The organism is Ruegeria sp. YTSA072, assembly GCF_059610285.1.
In genome coordinates this window covers 1-18,785 of sequence record NZ_JBXWNI010000002.1, presented here as the reverse complement: position 1 = coordinate 18,785, position 18,785 = coordinate 1, and the positions used below count along the sequence as shown (strand labels likewise).

Annotated in this window: 18 protein-coding genes; 8 read left to right on the top strand and 10 right to left on the bottom strand. The window is 57.8% G+C overall.

Annotated features, from left to right (window positions below):
* Positions 1–210: 210 nt before the first annotated feature.
* A complete protein-coding gene (locus AC2FIB_RS04300; protein WP_496734186.1) occupies positions 211–945 on the top strand; it encodes a Hint domain-containing protein in 735 nt (244 codons plus the stop codon).
* A 5-nt stretch (positions 946–950) separates the two neighbouring features.
* Here AC2FIB_RS04300 and AC2FIB_RS04295 read toward each other — a convergent pair whose 3' ends face one another.
* A complete protein-coding gene (locus AC2FIB_RS04295; RefSeq protein WP_058274352.1) occupies positions 951–1,577 on the bottom strand; it encodes a J domain-containing protein in 627 nt (208 codons plus the stop codon).
* Between the two features lie 108 nt (positions 1,578–1,685).
* Between AC2FIB_RS04295 and AC2FIB_RS04290 the strand changes: the two genes are divergently transcribed.
* Positions 1,686–1,940: a BolA family protein gene (locus AC2FIB_RS04290; protein ID WP_496734188.1), complete on the top strand. Its 255-nt coding sequence runs from the start codon at positions 1,686–1,688 to the stop codon at positions 1,938–1,940.
* Between the two features lie 20 nt (positions 1,941–1,960).
* Here AC2FIB_RS04290 and AC2FIB_RS04285 read toward each other — a convergent pair whose 3' ends face one another.
* Positions 1,961–2,497 (bottom strand): winged helix-turn-helix transcriptional regulator, encoded by a 537-nt coding sequence (locus tag AC2FIB_RS04285; RefSeq protein WP_496734189.1) that lies wholly within the window; start codon positions 2,495–2,497, stop codon positions 1,961–1,963.
* A 40-nt stretch (positions 2,498–2,537) separates the two neighbouring features.
* Here AC2FIB_RS04285 and AC2FIB_RS04280 point away from each other — a divergent pair, with 40 nt between their 5' ends.
* Entirely contained in the window at positions 2,538–2,927 is a 390-nt protein-coding gene (locus AC2FIB_RS04280; RefSeq protein ID WP_058274355.1) for a VOC family protein, read from the top strand.
* A 36-nt stretch (positions 2,928–2,963) separates the two neighbouring features.
* Here the strand turns inward: AC2FIB_RS04280 and AC2FIB_RS04275 are convergent, their stop codons facing one another.
* The 5 genes from AC2FIB_RS04275 to pepN form a co-directional block, all read right to left on the bottom strand.
* Positions 2,964–3,374: a DUF4177 domain-containing protein gene (locus AC2FIB_RS04275; protein ID WP_496734191.1), complete on the bottom strand. Its 411-nt coding sequence runs from the start codon at positions 3,372–3,374 to the stop codon at positions 2,964–2,966.
* Between the two features lie 172 nt (positions 3,375–3,546).
* Positions 3,547–5,058 carry an Asp-tRNA(Asn)/Glu-tRNA(Gln) amidotransferase subunit GatB gene (gatB, locus tag AC2FIB_RS04270; RefSeq protein WP_496734193.1) on the bottom strand — a complete coding sequence of 504 codons (1,512 nt, stop codon included), beginning with the start codon at positions 5,056–5,058 and terminating at the stop codon, positions 3,547–3,549.
* Positions 5,059–5,128: 70 nt separating this feature from the next.
* Positions 5,129–6,391 carry a hypothetical protein gene (locus tag AC2FIB_RS04265; protein WP_496734195.1) on the bottom strand — a complete coding sequence of 421 codons (1,263 nt, stop codon included), beginning with the start codon at positions 6,389–6,391 and terminating at the stop codon, positions 5,129–5,131.
* Between the two features lie 130 nt (positions 6,392–6,521).
* Positions 6,522–6,950: a hypothetical protein gene (locus tag AC2FIB_RS04260; RefSeq protein WP_496734197.1), complete on the bottom strand. Its 429-nt coding sequence runs from the start codon at positions 6,948–6,950 to the stop codon at positions 6,522–6,524.
* Positions 6,947–9,499 (bottom strand): aminopeptidase N, encoded by a 2,553-nt coding sequence (gene pepN, locus AC2FIB_RS04255; protein ID WP_496841777.1) that lies wholly within the window; start codon positions 9,497–9,499, stop codon positions 6,947–6,949. The genes AC2FIB_RS04260 and pepN overlap by 4 nt, the downstream gene beginning before the upstream one ends.
* Before the next feature lie 206 nt (positions 9,500–9,705).
* Between pepN and AC2FIB_RS04250 the strand changes: the two genes are divergently transcribed.
* From AC2FIB_RS04250 to AC2FIB_RS04240, 3 genes are all read left to right on the top strand, one after another.
* Positions 9,706–11,838, top strand: a complete 2,133-nt coding sequence (locus AC2FIB_RS04250) for a malate synthase G (RefSeq protein WP_496734201.1) — start codon at positions 9,706–9,708, stop codon at positions 11,836–11,838.
* 25 nt (positions 11,839–11,863) lie between these two features.
* Positions 11,864–12,289, top strand: a complete 426-nt coding sequence (locus AC2FIB_RS04245) for a GlcG/HbpS family heme-binding protein (protein ID WP_282119153.1) — start codon at positions 11,864–11,866, stop codon at positions 12,287–12,289.
* A 225-nt stretch (positions 12,290–12,514) separates the two neighbouring features.
* Positions 12,515–13,294, top strand: coding sequence for a gamma-glutamyl-gamma-aminobutyrate hydrolase family protein (locus AC2FIB_RS04240; protein WP_496734203.1), 780 nt, complete (start codon positions 12,515–12,517; stop codon positions 13,292–13,294).
* A gap of 46 nt (positions 13,295–13,340) precedes the next feature.
* Here the strand turns inward: AC2FIB_RS04240 and AC2FIB_RS04235 are convergent, their stop codons facing one another.
* Both AC2FIB_RS04235 and AC2FIB_RS04230 read right to left on the bottom strand, forming a co-directional pair.
* Positions 13,341–15,581, bottom strand: a complete 2,241-nt coding sequence (locus AC2FIB_RS04235; RefSeq protein WP_496841776.1) for a xanthine dehydrogenase family protein molybdopterin-binding subunit — start codon at positions 15,579–15,581, stop codon at positions 13,341–13,343.
* A 3-nt stretch (positions 15,582–15,584) separates the two neighbouring features.
* On the bottom strand, positions 15,585–16,049 hold the full coding sequence (locus AC2FIB_RS04230) for a (2Fe-2S)-binding protein (protein WP_282168808.1): 465 nt from the start codon (positions 16,047–16,049) through the stop codon (positions 15,585–15,587).
* 99 nt (positions 16,050–16,148) lie between these two features.
* Here AC2FIB_RS04230 and AC2FIB_RS04225 point away from each other — a divergent pair, with 99 nt between their 5' ends.
* Entirely contained in the window at positions 16,149–16,727 is a 579-nt protein-coding gene (locus AC2FIB_RS04225) for a TetR/AcrR family transcriptional regulator (RefSeq protein ID WP_109313080.1), read from the top strand.
* On the opposite strand, the gene kynU is transcribed toward AC2FIB_RS04225, so the two are convergent.
* Entirely contained in the window at positions 16,720–17,913 is a 1,194-nt protein-coding gene (gene kynU / locus AC2FIB_RS04220; protein ID WP_496734206.1) for a kynureninase, read from the bottom strand. The two genes, AC2FIB_RS04225 and kynU, sit on opposite strands and share 8 nt — an antisense overlap.
* A 217-nt stretch (positions 17,914–18,130) precedes the next feature.
* Between kynU and AC2FIB_RS04215 the strand changes: the two genes are divergently transcribed.
* The gene (locus tag AC2FIB_RS04215; RefSeq protein WP_058274366.1) at positions 18,131–18,580 is read left to right on the top strand and encodes a methyltransferase family protein; all 450 of its coding nucleotides are present in this window, start codon (positions 18,131–18,133) and stop codon (positions 18,578–18,580) included.
* Positions 18,581–18,785: the final 205 nt, after the last annotated feature.

The following is an 18,785-nucleotide window of genomic DNA, read 5'->3' as shown; positions in this document are numbered from 1 at the left end:
CGGTTCCCGATTTTGTTTTTAAGAGTGTAGGTACAAATGTCGCTAACAATCTTAGGTCCATCCTCCATTTCGATCCCCAGCGGGTCTTCCTCCGTAATGGAGCAATACACCGCAACCAAATCCGGAGCCTCCTGGAGCGTGGTCGTATCTGGGACAGGTGGACTGGACCCCTCTGAGTACTCCGTTTCGATTTCTCCGAACGGGGGCCTATTGACTGTCGAACTCACACCGGGAGTTGTCATCCCTCCAAACACGCAATTGACAGTCGAGATATTCGCGTCAACGGGTCCGGGAAACGGGAATAACGACTCCCTCTTCGTGACCGTGGCCCTTCCCGCCGGGACGGTGCCGTGTTTCGTGAAAGGGACATTGATTGAAACTGAAAGTGGCTGTCGCGCTGTTGAGGAACTCGCTGTTGGTGACAAAGTGCGTGCTTCCAGTGGTGAACTGTTACGCATCGAGTGGATTGGAGAAAAGACCCTGCAGGCAGAAGCTTTGAAGCGAAATCCCCAGTTACGTCCGGTTTGCATTCAGAAAGGTGCATTCGGAAAAGGACTGCCTGACCGAGATTTGTACGTTTCTCCACAACACAGGATTGTCGTGGAGGGTTGGCGAGCAGAATTGCTGTTTGGAGAGCCAAAAGTTTTCGCCGCGGCAGTTCATCTCGTCAACGATCAAACAATTCGCCAGGTAAATACTTATGATCCCGTTACATACTACCACATTGCTTGCTGTCGCCACGCGATACTGTTGTCGAATGGTTTGCCAACTGAAAGTTTGTTTTTAGGTGAAATGGCGGTGATGTCCTTCGATCGGGAAGATGCCGAGGAACTCCGTGTACTATTTCCCGAACTGCGAAACGCGGCATCCGCCTTGAAGCAAACGCGCGTACGTTGCCTAAAACGCCCCGAAGCTGCTGCGTTACGCGATACGTTCGCGCACTGAACCCACTACCTAAAATTCCGGCTGTCCTTGATCTGATCCCACGCCCAGACAACCTCTTGCAACTGCTCTTCCTGAGAACGGTCGCCGCCGTTCATGTCGGGGTGCAATACCTTGATCAGCTTTTTGTACGCTTTGCGCACCTCGGCCTTGGTCCAGCTGTCGTTGGCTTCCAGAATTTCGATCGCGCGGCGTTCCGTGGGGGGCAGGCGACGACCGCCACCACCTGACGTGCGTCCTTTGTTTTGGGTGCTGTTTGCGCCAAGTACCTGATGCGGGTCCTCAATTCCCAGACGGGCCCATGCGCGCGCTTCGGGGTCACCCATCGGCTTGGTCTCGCGCTCCCACACTTTGTCCTTGGACCGCTGGGCGTTCAGCTCGGCCTCGGTGGTGCCGTCAAAGAAGTTCCACTTGTTGTTGTATTCGCGAACGTGCTGCTGGCAGAACCAGAAAAAGTCGTCCAGTACATCCGGGGCCTTGGGTGCACGGAACTTGCCCGGTTCTTCGCAACCTTCGTGATCGCAGATACGCGTCGAGGTTTCAGACGCGCCCGACATTCCGCGACGCCCGCGCGGGTTCTTTTTCTTCGACGTGGATACGGACATATCAAATCCGAAGGGGTCTGACTTCACCATGTGCTCATCCTTAAGAACGCATCTTTTCGACTCGGAGGCAGCAGTTTAGTCTAAGCAGCCGAAAGTAGAAGAGGGGGGGCGGTAAAATTTTCGCCCGTGAGCAAAAAAATGACTGTTACCGACGAGATCCGAACCTGCCTGATGGCAGCCTTTGAACCGCGTGAGCTGGAAGTCGTGGATGACAGCGAAAGCCACCGCGGACACTCAGGGTTTCAAGAGGGCGGCGAAAGCCATTTCAACGTCCGTATTCGTGCCAGCGCTTTTCAGGGTCAATCCCGCGTCGCCCGCCACCGGGCCGTACATAAGGCACTGGGTGACATCGTGCCCCGCATTCATGCGCTGGCGCTGGATATTGATACCTGAACAGGCCCTTTGGTCGGTGCCTAGGCGACCAGAGAAATGGCCCTGTTAACCGCGATTCCCTGATTCACCGCGCGATAGGTGGGAAAAGGCAGCCGGTGCGTCGCATCAATGTCTCGCCGTATCCACGCTTGCTCTTCCAGGCGCAGAAGCGACGTCGAAAGTGCGCGGTCGGAAATGGTGATCAGCCCGGATTTGAGAGTCGAGAATCGTTGGGGCCTGTCGGTCAGCGCCAGAATAGGTGCTGACCAGCTTCGTCTGAGTAGCGCGAAATCAGCGTCATCTGGCACGACATTCATAATCCGGTTAGCGATTTCGGCCGCAGATACACCCGCTCGGGTCAATCGAAATTCGGGGCGCAGTGGATGACCATGGCCGGGATTTCGTTCCAGAAAACCCAATTGAATCAGGTGGTCAAGGCTTTGGGCAAATGCCGTTCTGCCGGCGCTTGTCGCAGCCAGTAGCGGTGCCTGTCGTCCCGGCATGCCTTTATGCATTAACGCCAGAATGTTCAGGGACCAGGCGCGGGACGTAAGCTTGACAAGAATCGTTATGTCCATAAAGTATAGTTACTTTAATTTTCGCCAAAAGGATAGTTCAATGCCACTTGTTTCACTGGAAAACACGATCACGCTGGCCATGTCCGTGCAAGACAGGCATGTCAGTGCCGAATGGTATCAGGCCAAGCTGGGGTTCGAACTGATCCACCATATTGACGAGGCCGGTTGGAGTGAGATGAAAACCAAAACCGACGGTGTGACCTTGGGCCTGGGTGAGCAGGCCGAGCCTGCGCCGGGCAATACGGTGCCGGTTTTCGGGGTGTCCGATATTGCGACGGCGCGTCAGGCGCTCGAATCCTCGGGCGTCAGGTTTGATGGGGCGACGGAAACGATCGAGGGCATGGTCAGCACCGCAACGTTCTACGACCCGGACGGCAATGCGCTGATGCTGGCGCAGGATCTTAGCCAAGCGGCAAGCGCTGCCGAGTAATTCAGCTGCAGGCTGTGAAAACGTGGAGCAGACCGCTTAGGTCTGCTCTTTGTCCTTTTCGGACAGATCCGTGGGCTTCAGGGTCAATGGCGGGTCTTTGACCTCTTCTGAAATCGGTGCAGGCGCCTGCACTTCTTCTGGTCCGGGCACCGGCTGAGCCACGGGTGCATCATCGCTGTCTTCAACCGACTCGCGCTCCGCAGAAAACTCAGCTGCAATCTCACGCCGAAACACCAGGACATTGCGCCAGTTCACGGTGGAACTGGTCAGCCCTGAGCGTTCCTCGCTTGGCAGAAGTTCCGCCCGTTGGTATTCCCAGCCATCCTGCCCCATCTGGTTCAGAATCTGTTCGATCGACACTGCAAACCGCCCTTCGGCAGTTTTGACGCCCTTGGCCTTGGTGCCTTTTTGCGGGGCGGGGACAACTTTGTATTCGTAGCGCTGCATCAGATTTTCCTGGTTGCCGATCCCTGGCAATCTAACATGTTGTCGGGTTTCGAACAGTCATCATTGCCCGTTGGGCAAATTCTGTTTTGTCTGTTGCGCTCCGCGCGCGGGACCGGAAAGGTCCGGGCCAGACGCACGGACCCTGCCGTAGCAGTTTCTTGGACTGAAAGGCTTACGAGCTCAGCTTTTTGCTGACCAACTCATTGACGGCTTTGGGGTTCGCCTTGCCGCCGGTTGCTTTCATGACCTGACCAACAAACCAGCCTGCCAGTTTCGGGTTCACCTTGGCCTTTTCGACCTGCGATGGGTTGGCCGCGATGATTTCGTCCAGCGTAGTTTCGATGGCACCGGTGTCGGTAACTTGTTTCATGCCGCGTTCTTCAACGATCTGCGCCGGGTCGCCGCCTTCGGTGTAGACAATCTCGAACAAATCCTTAGCGATCTTGCCAGAAATGGCGTCTGAGGCGATCAGGTCGATGATCCCACCCAGCTGCGCAGGCGAGACCGGCGAGGCGGTGATGTCGTGGTCTTCTTTCTTCAGGCGGCCAAACAGTTCGTTGATGACCCAGTTCGCTGCCAGTTTACCGTTGCGGCCTTTGGCGACCTCTTCGAAATAGGCAGCCGACTCTACTTCGGCCGTCAGAACCGACGCATCGTAATCCGTCAGACCGAAGGTGCCAATAAAACGCGCCTTTTTGGCATCCGGTAGTTCCGGAAGCCTGGCTGCGATGTCATCAACCCACGCCTGTTCAATTTCCAGGGGCAGCAGGTCAGGGTCGGGGAAATAGCGGTAATCATGCGCTTCTTCCTTTGACCGCATCGAGCGTGTCTCACCTTTGTCCGGATCATACAGGCGGGTTTCCTGATCGACAGTGCCGCCACCTTCGACGATGGCAATCTGACGCCGGGCCTCGACCTCGATCGCTTGCTGGATAAAGCGCATCGAGTTCATGTTCTTGATCTCGCAACGCGTACCCAGATGCGAGAAGTCCTGCGTTTCCTGATACTTTTCATAAGCACCGGGCAGGCAGATCGAAACATTGACGTCCGCCCGCAAGTTGCCGTTTTGCATGTTGCCATCGCAGGTACCCAGATAACGAAGAATCTGGCGCATCTTGGCGATGTAGGCTGCTGCTTCTTCAGGGCCGCGAATATCGGGGCGGCTGACGATCTCCATCAGGCAAACACCGGTCCGGTTCAGATCGACAAAGGACATATGCGGGTCCATGTCATGGATCGATTTGCCGGCGTCCTGTTCCATGTGGATGCGTTCAATTCGCACCATGCGCGCAGTGCCGTCGCCCATTTCCACCAGCACTTCACCTTCGCCCACGATAGGCTGGTACAGCTGGGAAATCTGATAGCCCTGTGGCAGGTCGGGATAGAAATAGTTCTTGCGGTCAAAGGCCGATACAAGGTTGATATCCGCCTTCAGGCCCAGACCGGTTCGTACCGCCTGTTCAACGCAGTATTCGTTGATCACCGGCAGCATTCCCGGCATCGCGGCGTCCACGAATGCCACGTTCGAGTTCGGCTCGGCCCCGAATTGGGTCGATGCGCCCGAGAACAGCTTGGCATTGGACGAGACCTGCGCATGCACCTCCATCCCGATGACCAGTTCCCAATCGTGCTTGGCCCCGGCAATGGTTTTGGGTTTGGGCATTTCGTATGTCAGGTCGAGCATGGCGCGCCTCATTTCCGCAGAAGTCTAAGCCTGCGTATTAGGCCCGGCTCGGCCTAGGGGCAAGGGGGAATCAGTGCCCGGACAGGCGCAAACCCGTCGGAGTAAACGTCACATCCAATCCGCTGCGCAGCTCATCACGGAACAGATCGCCAATTGCACGCAGGGCATCGCGCTGCCCGCGGGCCGCGAACCGTTCGGGTGAATTGATCCGAACACTGTTGTTGAACCCATTTGCTGCATGGGCCCAAATCAACGGGTGCAGTTCTGTCAGGTGATCGCGGATCAGCCAGTTTGCCGCCTGGTGTATTTGGCTGCGCACCAGATCAGCCTTGTCGCACTGGCCAACGCCGTTCTGGATCGTGATGGCACAGTAAGCCGACAGCATGTTGACGGTTTGCTGGTCCGGACGCCGACGCAGAATATCGTGCATGCCTTCCAGGAAGAAATCGACATCCAGACGCGCGCAGGCCTCTTCGTCCTGGGCGATCGCGTCGAACTGAACCCAAGTATATCCTCCGGCGCCCCAGATATCCTGGGTTTGGGCCGCCATGCGCAGTGCCTGGACCTCAAGCTCGCCATAGCTTCCGAACCAGCGCGGCAGCAGGTGGGTCCCCATCGCGCGCATGTGCCGATGATTCAACGGGTCGAGCTTAATCAACCGCTCGTACTCATCCGCCACCCGTGTGTTAGCTCTACGCTGACCCGCCAAAATTGCGCAGCCAGCCGAGGCGACAATGGGGCTGTCCGCTGCGGCCTCGCGACAATTGGGTAGGATTGCAGCTGCCCGATCGAAGTGCGCGGCGCAGCGGGATTGGTGCAGCGACGGCAGGGTTGCTTCGTTCGTCGTACCGCGCCATGCCCATGCCATATCAATGTGGGCCAAAGCGACAACCAAGGCGATCATCGGGTCACCCGAATGCGCGCGCATCTCGTCTTCCAATTCGGAAATGCCGCTCAGGACGTCAAACTCTGATAGCGCTTTGGCATCGGACAGCGCATGTTCTGCCGCCAGAACCACATCGGCCCGCGCCCCAAACGCCAGCAATTCCGCGACAGGCATTCCGTCGGGTGCAGTTTCCCGTGCCTCGTCTGCTTTGTGCATCAGGTCGGACAATTCTGCCCAGCGATCCTGTCTGGCCAGGAAGCGGCCTTTTTCTATCGAGCTGCGCCCAATCTCATCCTGGGCCTGAACATCAGCCAATGGGATGTTCAATTGCCCTTGGTCTGGCAACACGGGCGAAACAGCCGGGTCAGCGAAATACGCGCCGGATGCAGCGGGATGAGCAATAGAAGATCGGGAACGGGACGAACGGTCCCTAAAAAACCAGAACATGGCGGCACTCGAAACAAACAAACCAGAAACTTGAGGGTAAGAGCTTTGCCGTAATCGGTGTCAAATTCAAGGTCTTTGAAGGGGACTGGTTAGCATTTGCCTCTAATCCTTCAAAAATGAGCCTATTGTTTCAAAATGTGACGAAGTGATGACGCTCAATTCGAAAACCAGCCTGTTGCAGGACCTGTTCGAACTCCTTGTGGTGCGGAGACGACTCATCAGGTAGCCGAATCCGCTTGCCGGATGTCAGAACCAGAGAAACGCGCACCGAGAAATCCCAACGCGTGTCAAAGCGAACATAATCAACGTCCGAACGATCAATTTCGGCCTCACGAGTGCCGGTAAACCAGCGCAGTTTGTTTTGATCAAGAACCAGCCCTGCGCTGGTGTTCTGAGCAATATCCCAAATGGCCGGTAACGTAGGCAACGCCAACAGCACCACCAGCCACCACGCTGCGTCGAACAGGATCACAAGTGCCAACAAGGCCGCATAGACGCAGATCAGAACACCAACAGTGCGCGGTGCCCGGTTCTGACGTGTAAACGTGAATTCCGTCATGCGTTGAGAATGCGCGAGACCATTTCTGTCGTGTCGCGTGACAGGTCAGGCGTTTCTGCGATGCGGGTCAGCTTTGCACGGATCAGGTCCTGACGGTCTGCGTCATAGCGTTTCCAGGTCTGGAAGGCCGAACACATCCGCGCCGTGGTCTGCGGGTTGACCGGGTCCAGTTTGATCAGCCAGTCGGCCAGCAACGCATAACCCGCACCATCTGCGCGGTGGAAACCGGCATGGTTCATCGCCAGCGCACCCATCACCGCCCGGAAACGATTGGGGTTTTTCCAGTTGAAATCGGCGTGCTCGGACAGGGTGCGGGCGATGTCTGCTGTGGCCGCTGGCGAGGCCATTCCGACCTGAAGGGCAAACCATTTGTCCATCACCAGGCGGTCGTGCTGCCATTGTTCGTAGAACGCAGAAAGCTCGGCCTCACCCTTGCTTGCGCGCAGCAGGCAGGACAGGGCGCTCAGTTGCTGTGTCATGTTGCCAGCCGCCGCGTATTGCTCGGCTGCCATTGCCGCACCATCAAGCCGTGACGTCAGGGCCAGTGCGGCATTGCCAAGCGAACGTTTGCCGGCTTGGTCTGCATCGGGACTGTATGGTGCCTCGATCAAGGTTTCGCTGTGCAAGCGCGGTAGCAGGTCCTGAACGTGCTGGGCTGTTGCCTGCCGCAGCGTCTCGACCGCTGTCCAGATCGCCATAGGGTCAGGTGTTTCACCCCGGTCGGACAACGCGGCCGCCAGCTCGGATTGCGAAGGCAGACCCAGCATCAGGGCGCGATACGCCGGGTCCAGATCGCCATCGCGCAGAACGGCCAGCACCCCGTCCAGGTAATCCGCACCCGGCGTTGCGTCTTCCAGGATCATGCGCAACAGCGTGTCCTGCGCCAAAGACCGTCCCGCCTGCCACCGATTGAAAGGATCGGTGTCGTGGGCCAGAAGGAAGGCGCGTTCGGCGTCGGTGTGATCGTGCTCAAGGATCACAGGGGCCGAGAAATCTCGCAGGATCGAGGCCACAGGTTTTGCCGCCAGCCCGGTGAATTGGAAGCTTTGTTGCGCTTCGGTCAGTTCCAGAACCTCGGTTGCGCGCACCTCGTCCCCGTTTTGGCCAAGCAGACCTACAGCGACGGGAATCACTTGCGGCAGCTTTTCGGACTGGCCAGGTGTTTCTTCGGTGTGCTGCGCCAATGTCAGCGTATATGTGCCGTCATTCCAATCTTCGCTCACTGTCACGCGCGGCGTGCCAGATTGGCTGTACCAGCGCTTGAACTGGCTCAGATCGCGGTCGGTGGTGTCCTCAAACACCTTGATCCAGTCTTCAATGGTGCAGGCCTGTCCGTCATGGCGGAGGAAATACAGATCCAAGGCCTTTGAGTAGGCCTCATCACCAACCAGACGTTTCAGCATACCGATGATCTCGGCACCTTTTTCGTAGACGGTCGCGGTGTAGAAGTTGTTGATTTCCTGAAAACTCTCAGGCCGGACTGGATGCGACAAGGGCCCGTTATCTTCGGGGAATTGCCGCGCGCGCAGGTCGATGGCGTCCTCAATCCGCTTTACCGGGGCCGAGCGAATGTCCGAGGTAAACTGCGCATCCCGGAAAACGGTCAGCCCTTCTTTCAGGCACAGTTGGAACCAGTCGCGGCAGGTGATCCGGTTGCCGGTCCAATTGTGGAAATACTCATGCGCGATGATCGCTTCGATCCGTTCAAAATTGGCATCGGTCGAGGTTTCGGGGCTGGCCAGAACAGCGGATGAGTTGAAGATATTCAACCCCTTGTTCTCCATCGCGCCCATGTTGAAATCGTCCACGGCAACGATGTTGAAAACGTCCAGATCGTATTCCCGACCATAGACGTCTTCGTCCCATTTCATGGACGTCCTCAGGGCTTCCATACCGAAATCGCATTTACCTTCATCGCCGGGACGGACCCAGAGGCTCAGCTCCACATCGCGACCCGACATGGTGGTGAACTGGCCGGGATGGGCGATCAACTCGCCCGCGACCAGCGCGAACAGGTAAGCGGGTTTGGGCCACGGGTCGGTCCATTCTGCCCAACCTTCGCCTTTGCCCGAAGGGTTGCCGTTGGACAGCAAAACAGGCAGATCACCATTGATGCGCACAGTGAAGGTGGACATCACATCAGGGCGGTCAGGGTAGAAGGTGATCTTGCGGAAACCTTCGGCCTCGCACTGAGTGCAGTACATGCCGTTCGACATATATAGCCCTTCGAGCGCCGTGTTATTGCCGGGATCGATCTCAACCTCGGCCTCCCAGATAAACGGCGCGTCGGGGGTAACAACGGTCATGCCCTTGTCGGTAATCTCGGGGGTGATATCCGCGCCGTCGATGGATGCGCGGATCAGCTTGAGGTCTTCGCCGTGCAGGAAGAACGTCTTGTCGCTGGCCTCTGGGTTCGGGCGAAATGCAATGCGAGAGGTGACGCGGGTTGCGTGGGCGGCGAGGTCGAACGTCAGGTGCACGCTGTCCACCAGATAACCAAAGGGTGTGTAGTCTTTCAGATAGATCGTCGTTGGGGCAGCGTCGCGCATCAGGGGCCTCGCGTGATTTTGTGTTTGCGCGAACGTATGGGCTGTGGCGGTTGGCTGCAAGCGGTGCGATCCGCGCGTCGGAATGTCCCGAAAATTGATTTTGGTAAGTCTTTTTGACCGCGACGCTGCGGCGCACGTTGCCTATCGGAAACTTTCGTCCTAAATGCTGACGGCATACAGTCGTGCACATTCCCGGGAGAAACAAAATGAGCAGCAGACAGGCGCGCAGCGGATTGCAGGTGGATACGGTTCTGGCCGAGTTCATCGAAGGCCAAGCCCTGCCGGGAACCGGTGTCACAGCAGATGCCTTCTGGGATGGTCTTGCGCGCATGATCGCCGAGCTTGGCCCCAAGAACCGCGCCTTTCTGGCCAAGCGGCAGGACATTCAGGGCAAGGTCGATGCATGGCATCTCGAGCGCCAAGGGCAGGACCACGACGCCGAGGCCTATCAGGCCTTCCTGCACGAGATCGGCTATCTGGTTGAGGAAGGTGCGGATTTCCAGATTGAAACCGCCAATGTCGACCCCGAGATCGCCTCGATCCCCGGACCGCAGCTAGTTGTTCCGATTACCAATGCGCGATTTGCACTGAACGCAGCCAATGCACGTTGGGGCAGCCTTTACGATGCGCTTTACGGAACGGATGCGATGGGTGATCTGCCCGCGGCTGGCGGCTACGACGCAGCGCGGGGCGCGCGGGTGATTGCATGGGCCAAAGGGTTCTTGGATGACGCAGTGCCGCTGGCTTTCGGGTCATGGGCTGATGTCTCAGATCTGAGCGTACAGGACGGCGCGCTGATGCCAACTCTGGCCAATCCTAAACAATTTGTAGGTTACGACGGAGATCCGGGCAAACCGGATGCGGTACTGCTCTGCAACAACGGGCTGCACATTAAGATCAGGATCGACGGACACAGCGCTATCGGGGCCACTGATCCGGCGCGTATTGCCGATATGCGTCTGGAATCGGCCTTGTCGACCATCATGGATTGCGAGGATTCGGTCGCTTGCGTCGATGCCGCTGACAAGGTGGTGGCATATGGCAACTGGCTTGGGTTGATGAAGGGTGACCTGACCGAAGAGGTGAACAAAGGCAACACGACTTTCACCCGCAAACTTGCCAAGGACCTGAGCTTTACAACGGCATCCGGTGAGACAGGCAGCTTGAAGGGTCGTTCGCTGATGCTGATCCGCAATGTCGGGCATTTGATGACAAACCCTGCTGTGTTGGATGAACAGGGCAATGAGATCGGCGAAGGTTTGATGGATGCACTCTGCACCACGCTAATCGCCATGCACGATCTCAAGCGAGACGGCGGAAATTCGGTCCAAGGCTCGGTCTATGTGGTCAAGCCCAAGATGCACGGACCGGCAGAAGTCGCGTTCTCGGTCGAGATTTTTGACATGGTCGAAGACATCCTTGGCCTGCCGCGCAATACCGTGAAGCTGGGCATCATGGATGAAGAACGCCGCACGTCGGTCAACCTCAAGGAATGCATCCGCGCTGCGAAATCGCGGGTGGCCTTCATCAACACCGGTTTTCTTGATCGGACCGGGGATGAGATTCACACCTCGATCGAAGCCGGGCCAATGCTGCCTAAGGGCGACATCAAGAACACGCCGTGGATTGCGTCTTACGAAGATCGCAACGTAGATATTGGTTTGGCCTGCGGCCTGAAGGGTAAGGCGCAGATTGGTAAGGGCATGTGGGCTATGCCCGACCGGATGGGTGATATGCTGGAGCAGAAGATCGGCCACCCGAAATCCGGCGCGACATGCGCCTGGGTGCCGTCGCCGACAGCTGCGACATTGCACGCGACGCATTATCACAAGGTTGACGTGTTGGCCCGCCAGGATGAACTGGCTGCCGGTGGCGCGCGGGGGACGCTGGGGGATTTGCTGACCATTCCGTTGCTGGGCGGTCGAAACCTCAGTGAGAACGAGATCACCCGCGAGATCGAGAACAACGCGCAGGGCATTCTTGGATACGTGGTGCGTTGGGTTGATCAGGGTGTTGGCTGTTCGAAGGTGCCGGATATCAACGATGTCGGCCTGATGGAGGATCGCGCGACATGCCGGATTTCATCTCAGGCGCTGGCTAACTGGTTGCACCATGAAGTTGTCTCGGAAGGGCAGGTCATGGCTGCTATGCAAAAAATGGCCGCAGTGGTGGATCGCCAGAACGAAAATGACGCAGACTATCGCCCGTTGGCACCCGGTTTCGACGGAATTGCTTTCCAAGCGGCCTGTGATCTGGTCTTCAAGGGGCGTGTGCAACCCTCGGGCTATACCGAGCCGGTCCTGCATGCCCGCCGGTTGGAACTGAAAGCCAGCCTTTAAACCAACAGGAACGATAGGACACGACATGGGAGTTTCCCTCCGCAAAGCCCGCACCATCATCCGAAAGACCCTTGAGAAGGGGCACGAAATGGAGCTGAAACCCCTTTCCGTCGTCGTTCTTGATGCAGGCGGTCACGTGATTGCTTTCGAACGCGAAGACGACGCGGCCCCGGGTCGGTTCGCGATTGCGCATGGCAAGGCCTATGGCGCAGTGATGCTGGGCATGGCTGGTACCGCGCAGATGCAGCGGGCCGAAGCGCAGGCCTATTTCATGGCAGCTGTGAATGGCGTCTATGGCGGGCAGGTCGTGCCGGTTCCGGGTGGTGTGTTGCTGCGCGACAAAAAGGGCGCGGTGATCGGTGCCGTCGGCGTGACCGGCGATACGTCTGACAATGATGCCGCAGCGGCATTGGCCGGGATCGAAACTGCCGGCCTGATTGGCGAGATCTGAACCTGATGACTGTCGGAGAGCCATTTGGGCTCTCTGACCCAATGCGGTGTTCGTGCAAAGCCATAAAAACGGGCAATGGCCAAGGTACCAGACAAAGCGCGTTCATATTCCATCATGTGCACAGTTGAACAAGAGCTTGCGCTGACACGCAGGGCCTGTGCTATTGCGCGCTGTTCTTGCTGTCGATAGTTTTTGGAAAGCAAACAGAAAACGCAGGAACGCAGCATGTCTCGACCCGTCGTCGGTATCATCGGCAACTCGTATTTGATGAATGATCAATATCCGACCCATGCCGGTGGCACGATGAACTCGGACGCGGTTGCCAATGTGTCGGACTGTCTGCCGCTGCTGATCCCAGCCGATCCGCGCTATGTCTCGGTTGATGAGCTGCTAGAGGTCTGTGACGGATTTCTGCTGACCGGCGGGCGCCCGAACGTTCACCCTGAAGAATACGGCGAGCCCGCAACTGAGGCCCATGGTGAATTTGACCGGGCGCGCGACGCGATCACATTGCCGCTGGTGCGCGACTGTGTGGAGCGTGGCCAGCCCTTCTTTGGCATCTGCCGAGGGTTCCAAGAAGTCAACGTGGCGATGGGCGGGACACTGTACCCGGAAATCCGCGAACTGCCGGGTCGGATGAACCACCGCATGCCGCCCGATGGGACTCTGGAAGAGAAATTTGCCCTGCGTCATGTCGTTGCGCTAAACGAGGGCGGTGTATTCCACCGCCTGATGGGCGCGACCGAAGTGATGACGAACACGTTGCACGGACAGGGGATCAAATCGGTTGGGCGTCGGGTTGTGATTGATGGTCAAGCCCCCGATGGAACGCCCGAGGCGATATACATTCAGGACGCGCCCGGATTCACGTTGTCAGTGCAATGGCACCCGGAATGGGATGCTGAAAATGATCCCGTGTCCCGCCCTTTATTCAAGGCGTTCGGTGCTGCTGTACATGCATGGGCAACCGGTTCGGATAGGGCATTGGTCCAACAATCCGCGTAAGTCCTGCGCCGATCCGAGAGAGAGGGATCGGACCGGCGCAGCACGATCAAACCAGCAGATTGAACTGATTGATCAAAGGCAGGGTGCGGGCGCGCTCACCCGTCAGGTCAAAAAGGGCATTGCCAAGGGCCGGCATGGACGGGGGTGTCCCCGGTTCGCCAACGCCACCCATGTGGTGGTTCGTTTCCAGAATTTTCACCTGTGTCACCGGAGCATTGTGCATCCGCAGAGCGTCGTAGTCGGGGAAGTTGTACTGTTCGACCTCACCGTCCGAAAATGTGATCTCACCCATCACGGCTGCTGACAAGCCATAGATCATACCACCGAACATCTGCGCCTCGACTGTGCCAGGGTCCAGGGCCAGACCGACGTCACAGGCGATCCATGCCTTGGCTATACGGATGGTGCCATCTTCGTCGATGACTTCGATGACCTGAGCGACCGGCGTGCCAAAGCTATAGGTCATCGCCACACCGCGCCCGACACCTTCAGGGGTTTCTCCGGTCCAGCCGGACATCTCTTTCACGGCCAGTAGGCAGCCTGCCGATGGTGCGTGCTCGGCCTTGGCCAATTCCAATCCGAACTCCAGCGGGTCACGACCTGCGGCATGGGCCATCTCGTCCATGAATGTCTCGTGGAAGAATCCATTGTGGCTGTTCCCGACTGAACGCCAGAAGCCGACGGGAATATCCAGATCGGCGATGTGCCCGCTCATGCGATAGTTGGGCACCGCGTAGGGTTGGTTAAAAAATCCTTCGACCAGCACTTTGTCAGGGCCGCCAGCCGGCAGGCCAGTATAGCGCTGAACCGCTTGTTGCGTGCAGGATTGCGCTGCGACCTTGCCGTCAATCAGAACGGCTTGGCCGTCTTTGACAGCACCGCGCATCCGAGCCATTGCGCCGGGGCGATAGTAGTCGTGGCGCATGTCTTCTTCGCGGCTCCAGGTGGTCTGGACAGGAACGCCGGGCATGGCCATCGCGACCTTTGTGGCGATCTCGCCAAAGTCCAGCTCACCCCGGCGGCCAAACCCTCCGCCCAGATAGGTGGTGTGGATTTGGACGGCCTCTTTGTCCAGGTTGGCCGTGTTGGCCGCGCGTATCTGGACAAGAGTCGGGGCCTGATTGCCGCACCACAGTTCCAGCGCCGATCCCGTGAACAGCGCGGTGGCGTTCATCGGCTCCATTGTAGAATGGGCCAGATAGGGCACCGTATATTCGGCCGTGATTTCGGTGGCGCCGTCGGGCAGAGTGTCAACATCCCCGTCATCGCGCATGGTCGAATTGGGGGACGCGTCGAAGGATTTCGCGATTTCGGTGAAAATGGCGTCGGTTTCCGGCGGGTAGGGGGCGTCGCCCCAATCTACGTCAATCGCCTCGACCGCCTGAATGGCCAGCCATGTGTTGGTGGCAATCACAGCCACGCCATTGCCCAGATCAACCACCTTTTCCACGCCCGGCATCTGCTCGGCTGCGCTGGCATCAAAACCCTTCATCTCGCCGCCCAGCTTGGGATTGATCCGGACCGAGGCAAATTTCAGACCCTCGGGGCGCACATCGATCCCGAACTCAGCCGTTCCGGTGGATTTGCCGACCACATCCACACGCGGCAAGCTCCGCCCCAGCAAGCGCCAGTTGGACGGGTCGCGCAGTTCGACTTCCGGCGGTTCAATCTGACCGGCAGCCTCGGCAAGCTCAGTATACGGAATGCGCGTCCCATCCGGCGCGATTACAGCACCATTCTCGGTTTTCAGTTGCGCACGATCCACGCCCAGACGGTCGGCAGCGGCCTGTTTCAGCGTTTCGCGCGCGGTCGCACCCGCCTCGCGCATGCGCTCGAACCCGTCCTTCATCGAGGTCGAGCCACCGGTAACTTGCAGGCCCAGCGTTCGACCTAACACACCCAGCGTTTCCCCCAGATTGTGCTGGAAGTCCGAGATGTCATAACCCTTGTTCGGCAATCCCTCACCAACCAGGGCCGAGTTGTAATAGGCCGCTGCCGCGGGGCCGTGCAGAACGCGGATCTGGTCTAGTTCCACATCCAGTTCTTCGGCGATCAAGGCTGCCCAAGTGGTCCTGACGCCTTGCCCCATCTCGGCGCGAGGGGCGAACAGGGTGACGCCTTGCTGATCAATCAGAACAAAGGGGCTGAGCGCGGTTTCGCCCTTAGCAGGTATGAGCGGATTGGCGGCCGGACGGCTGACGTAATAGGCGCCAAAGGCCACGCCGCCGACAATCGCGGCCGAGCCGATCAGGAACGTACGACGGAGGATTTTTCCAACGGATGCCATCGTTTATGCCTCTTTCAGCTTGGATGCCGCGTCGTGGATTGCAGCGCGGATGCGGGGGTAGGTGCCGCAGCGGCACAAATTGCCCTGCATGGCATCGTCGATATCGGTATCCGAAGGCGCAGGGTTCTCGGCCAGCAGCGCTGCGGCCTGCATGATCTGGCCCGACTGGCAGTAGCCGCATTGCGCCACCTGATGATCGACCCAGGCCTGCTGAATCGCGGCCATCGCGTCCGGGGTGCCAATGCCTTCAATCGTGGTCACATCGCCCCAGACATCCGACAGCGCCACTTGGCACGAACGCACAGCCTCGCCGTCAATGTGCACGGTACACGCCCCGCAAGCGGCTACGCCGCAGCCGAATTTGGTGCCAGTCAAGCCGACCTCATCCCGTAGAACCCAAAGCAGGGGGACGTCATCGGGCAGGTCAACCTGATGTTGCGTTCCGTTGATCTTAAGGGCGGTCGCCATGGCGCACCTCTCGTAGCTGTGGCTGGTTTCTGACATAATTGGTGAAAAGTGTCAGCATGTCAATTGACAAAATGAACAAAAAGTGTCACGAGTTCGGGGATGGCAGATGTAACTGAAGATTCAAGGCAACAGGCGATCCTGGACTCGGCGTTTCGGGCCTTTGCGACGTATGGATTCCGCAAGACCTCGATGGATGACATAGCGCAGGGCGCAGGGATGTCCCGTCCGGCAGTGTATCTGCATTTCAAAAATAAAGAGGCGATCGTCACTAAGCTAACCGAACTCTACTATGCAGCGAAAAGCGTTGCAGTGGCTGCGGCGCTGACCAAACCGGGCTCAGTTTCGGACATTTTCAAGGGCGCGGTTCACGCTCAAACCGAAGGGATGGCCACCATCCTAGCGTCCCCACATGGGCTTGAAATGTTGGATACGACCAAATCCATGTCGTCAGAAATCATATCGCAAGGCGAGGCTAAGCTTGCGCGTCTATATGCCGAGTGGCTGAAGCGCGAAGATCAGGCCGGGCGAGTCAGGTTGCAGGTGGAGGCAGACGAGACGGCCAAAACGATAACGGCCACTCTGAAAGGGCTGAAAGCCAGCGCTATTGGCGCGGAAGAATATGAAACCCGTGTTGCCCAGTTTGCCGCTCTGATAGGAGCGGGGCTAGAAGTCAGGTAACGCGCTGACGCACCTTGAATTCTGGTGCGTCCCACAGGCGGTTCTGCATGATGTCCGCCAAGATTCCGACTGCATTTTCAACATCCTGCTCATCAATGTACAGCGGCGTGAAGCCAAACCGCATGATGTCAGGCGCGCGAAAGTCTCCGATCACACCGTGGGCAATCAGGGCCTGCATGGCGGCATAGCCGTTGGCAAATCGGAAAGACACCTGACTACCGCGCTGGGCAGGATCACGCGGGCTTGCCAGTTGCAAATAGGGGCAGGCGGATTCGACACGTTTGATGAACAACTCGGTCAATTCAATGGATTTGGTCCGTACGTCCTGCATGTCAGCCATGTCCCATATGTCCATCGCAGCGGATAGGGCGACCATCTGAAGGATCGGAGGCGTACCGACACGCATTCTTTCGATCCCGTTGCCGGCGCGATAGTCCAGATCAAAGGCAAAAGGCGACTCGTGGCCCAACCACCCGGACAAAGCGGGGCGCACCTGTTCCGTCAGACGCGGGGCGACATAGATGAATGCGGGCGCACCCGGCCCGCCGTTCAGGTATTTATAGGTGCAACCAACCGCGAAATCTGCATTGCATGCCGCCAAGTTGACGGGAATCGCGCCAGCTGAATGGGCTAGGTCCCAGACTGTCACTGTACCGTTTGCATGGGCAAGTTCTGTCAAAGCTCTCATGTCGTGGATCCGGCCCGAGCGGTAATCCACCTCGGTCAGCATCAAAACGGCTACATCCTCGGTCACATTGTCCGCTACGTCTTCCGGTGCGACGACGCGCAGTTCATATTCCGGCCCGAGTGAGCGAAGCAGGCCATCCACCATGTAGAGGTCGGAAGGAAAGTTGCCGTTGTCCGAAAGTACGACCTTGCGGTCCGGGCACAATTCCAGCGCTGAAGCAACGGCCTGGTAAACCTTAATCGACAGGGTGTCACCGGTGACGATACTACCAGGTTCTGCGCCAATCAGCCGTCCGATGCGATCACCCAAACCGGTCGGCATCGCCATCCAGCCTGCCTTGTTCCAGCCGGTGATCAGCATCTGCCCCCATTCCTGAACCATCATGTCACTGACCCGATCTCCGGCAGCGCGCGGCAGCGGTCCAAGCGAGTTTCCGTCCAGATAAACGACGCCTTGGGGAAGGTTGAACATGGCTTTTGTCGCGGCAAAGTCGGTCATCGTTTTCTCTTCATTATGCGGGCAATTGTTGATGTAAAATGGCTATCTGATCCAAAAGTAACTGTCCATCATCGAAGACCCTCTCTGCATCCATGTCAGGACCCGCGTCGATTGCGCGGCTGCGACCAACTGTGATTTTGCTATTTCCAGCGAAAAGCGGTAGGTCATCGGGCAAAAGCGACACTTTGCCCTGCCCGAATACGAAAGACTGCCCGACATGCAAAAAATCGACATCCCACCGGTGTGGCTGCTGGGCTTTGCTGTGGTTGCATGGCTGCAGGCGCGGCATATGCCGATGGGGCTGTCGCTCGACAACGGGTTTGTTGATTTGCTCAGCGGTGTTCTGATCGGTGGCGGTGTCATCATGATCGTTCTGGCCGCAGCCGAATTTCGCCGTCATCGCACCACGATTATCCCGCATGAAACGCCTACATCGCTGGTGCAGTCAGGGATCTTTAAACGTAGCCGAAACCCCATATACGTGGGCGATGTGCTCATCCTGTCGGGCCTGATCCTGCGGTTTGATGCCATAGCGTCATTGGTTCTGATTCCAATATTCGTATGGCTTCTGGAACGTCGTTTCATCGTGCCAGAAGAGGACAGAATGCGCAGAACCTTTCGCGCCGACTTTGCCCGATATGAACGCCAAACCCGCCGATGGATATGAGGTGATGTGGTAATGACACAACGTAATAATGCTGCGCTTGCGAAATAATGTTGCGCAGGATACACCTTTGCTTAACAAACAATACCGACCACCCGCTCGGTCAGAGTGAAAATTAGGGGGACTGCCAGTGAAGATAGGCACACCGAGAGAGACTTATGACGGTGAAAACCGTGTTGCGATGACGCCAGAGTCAGCGTTGCAGCTT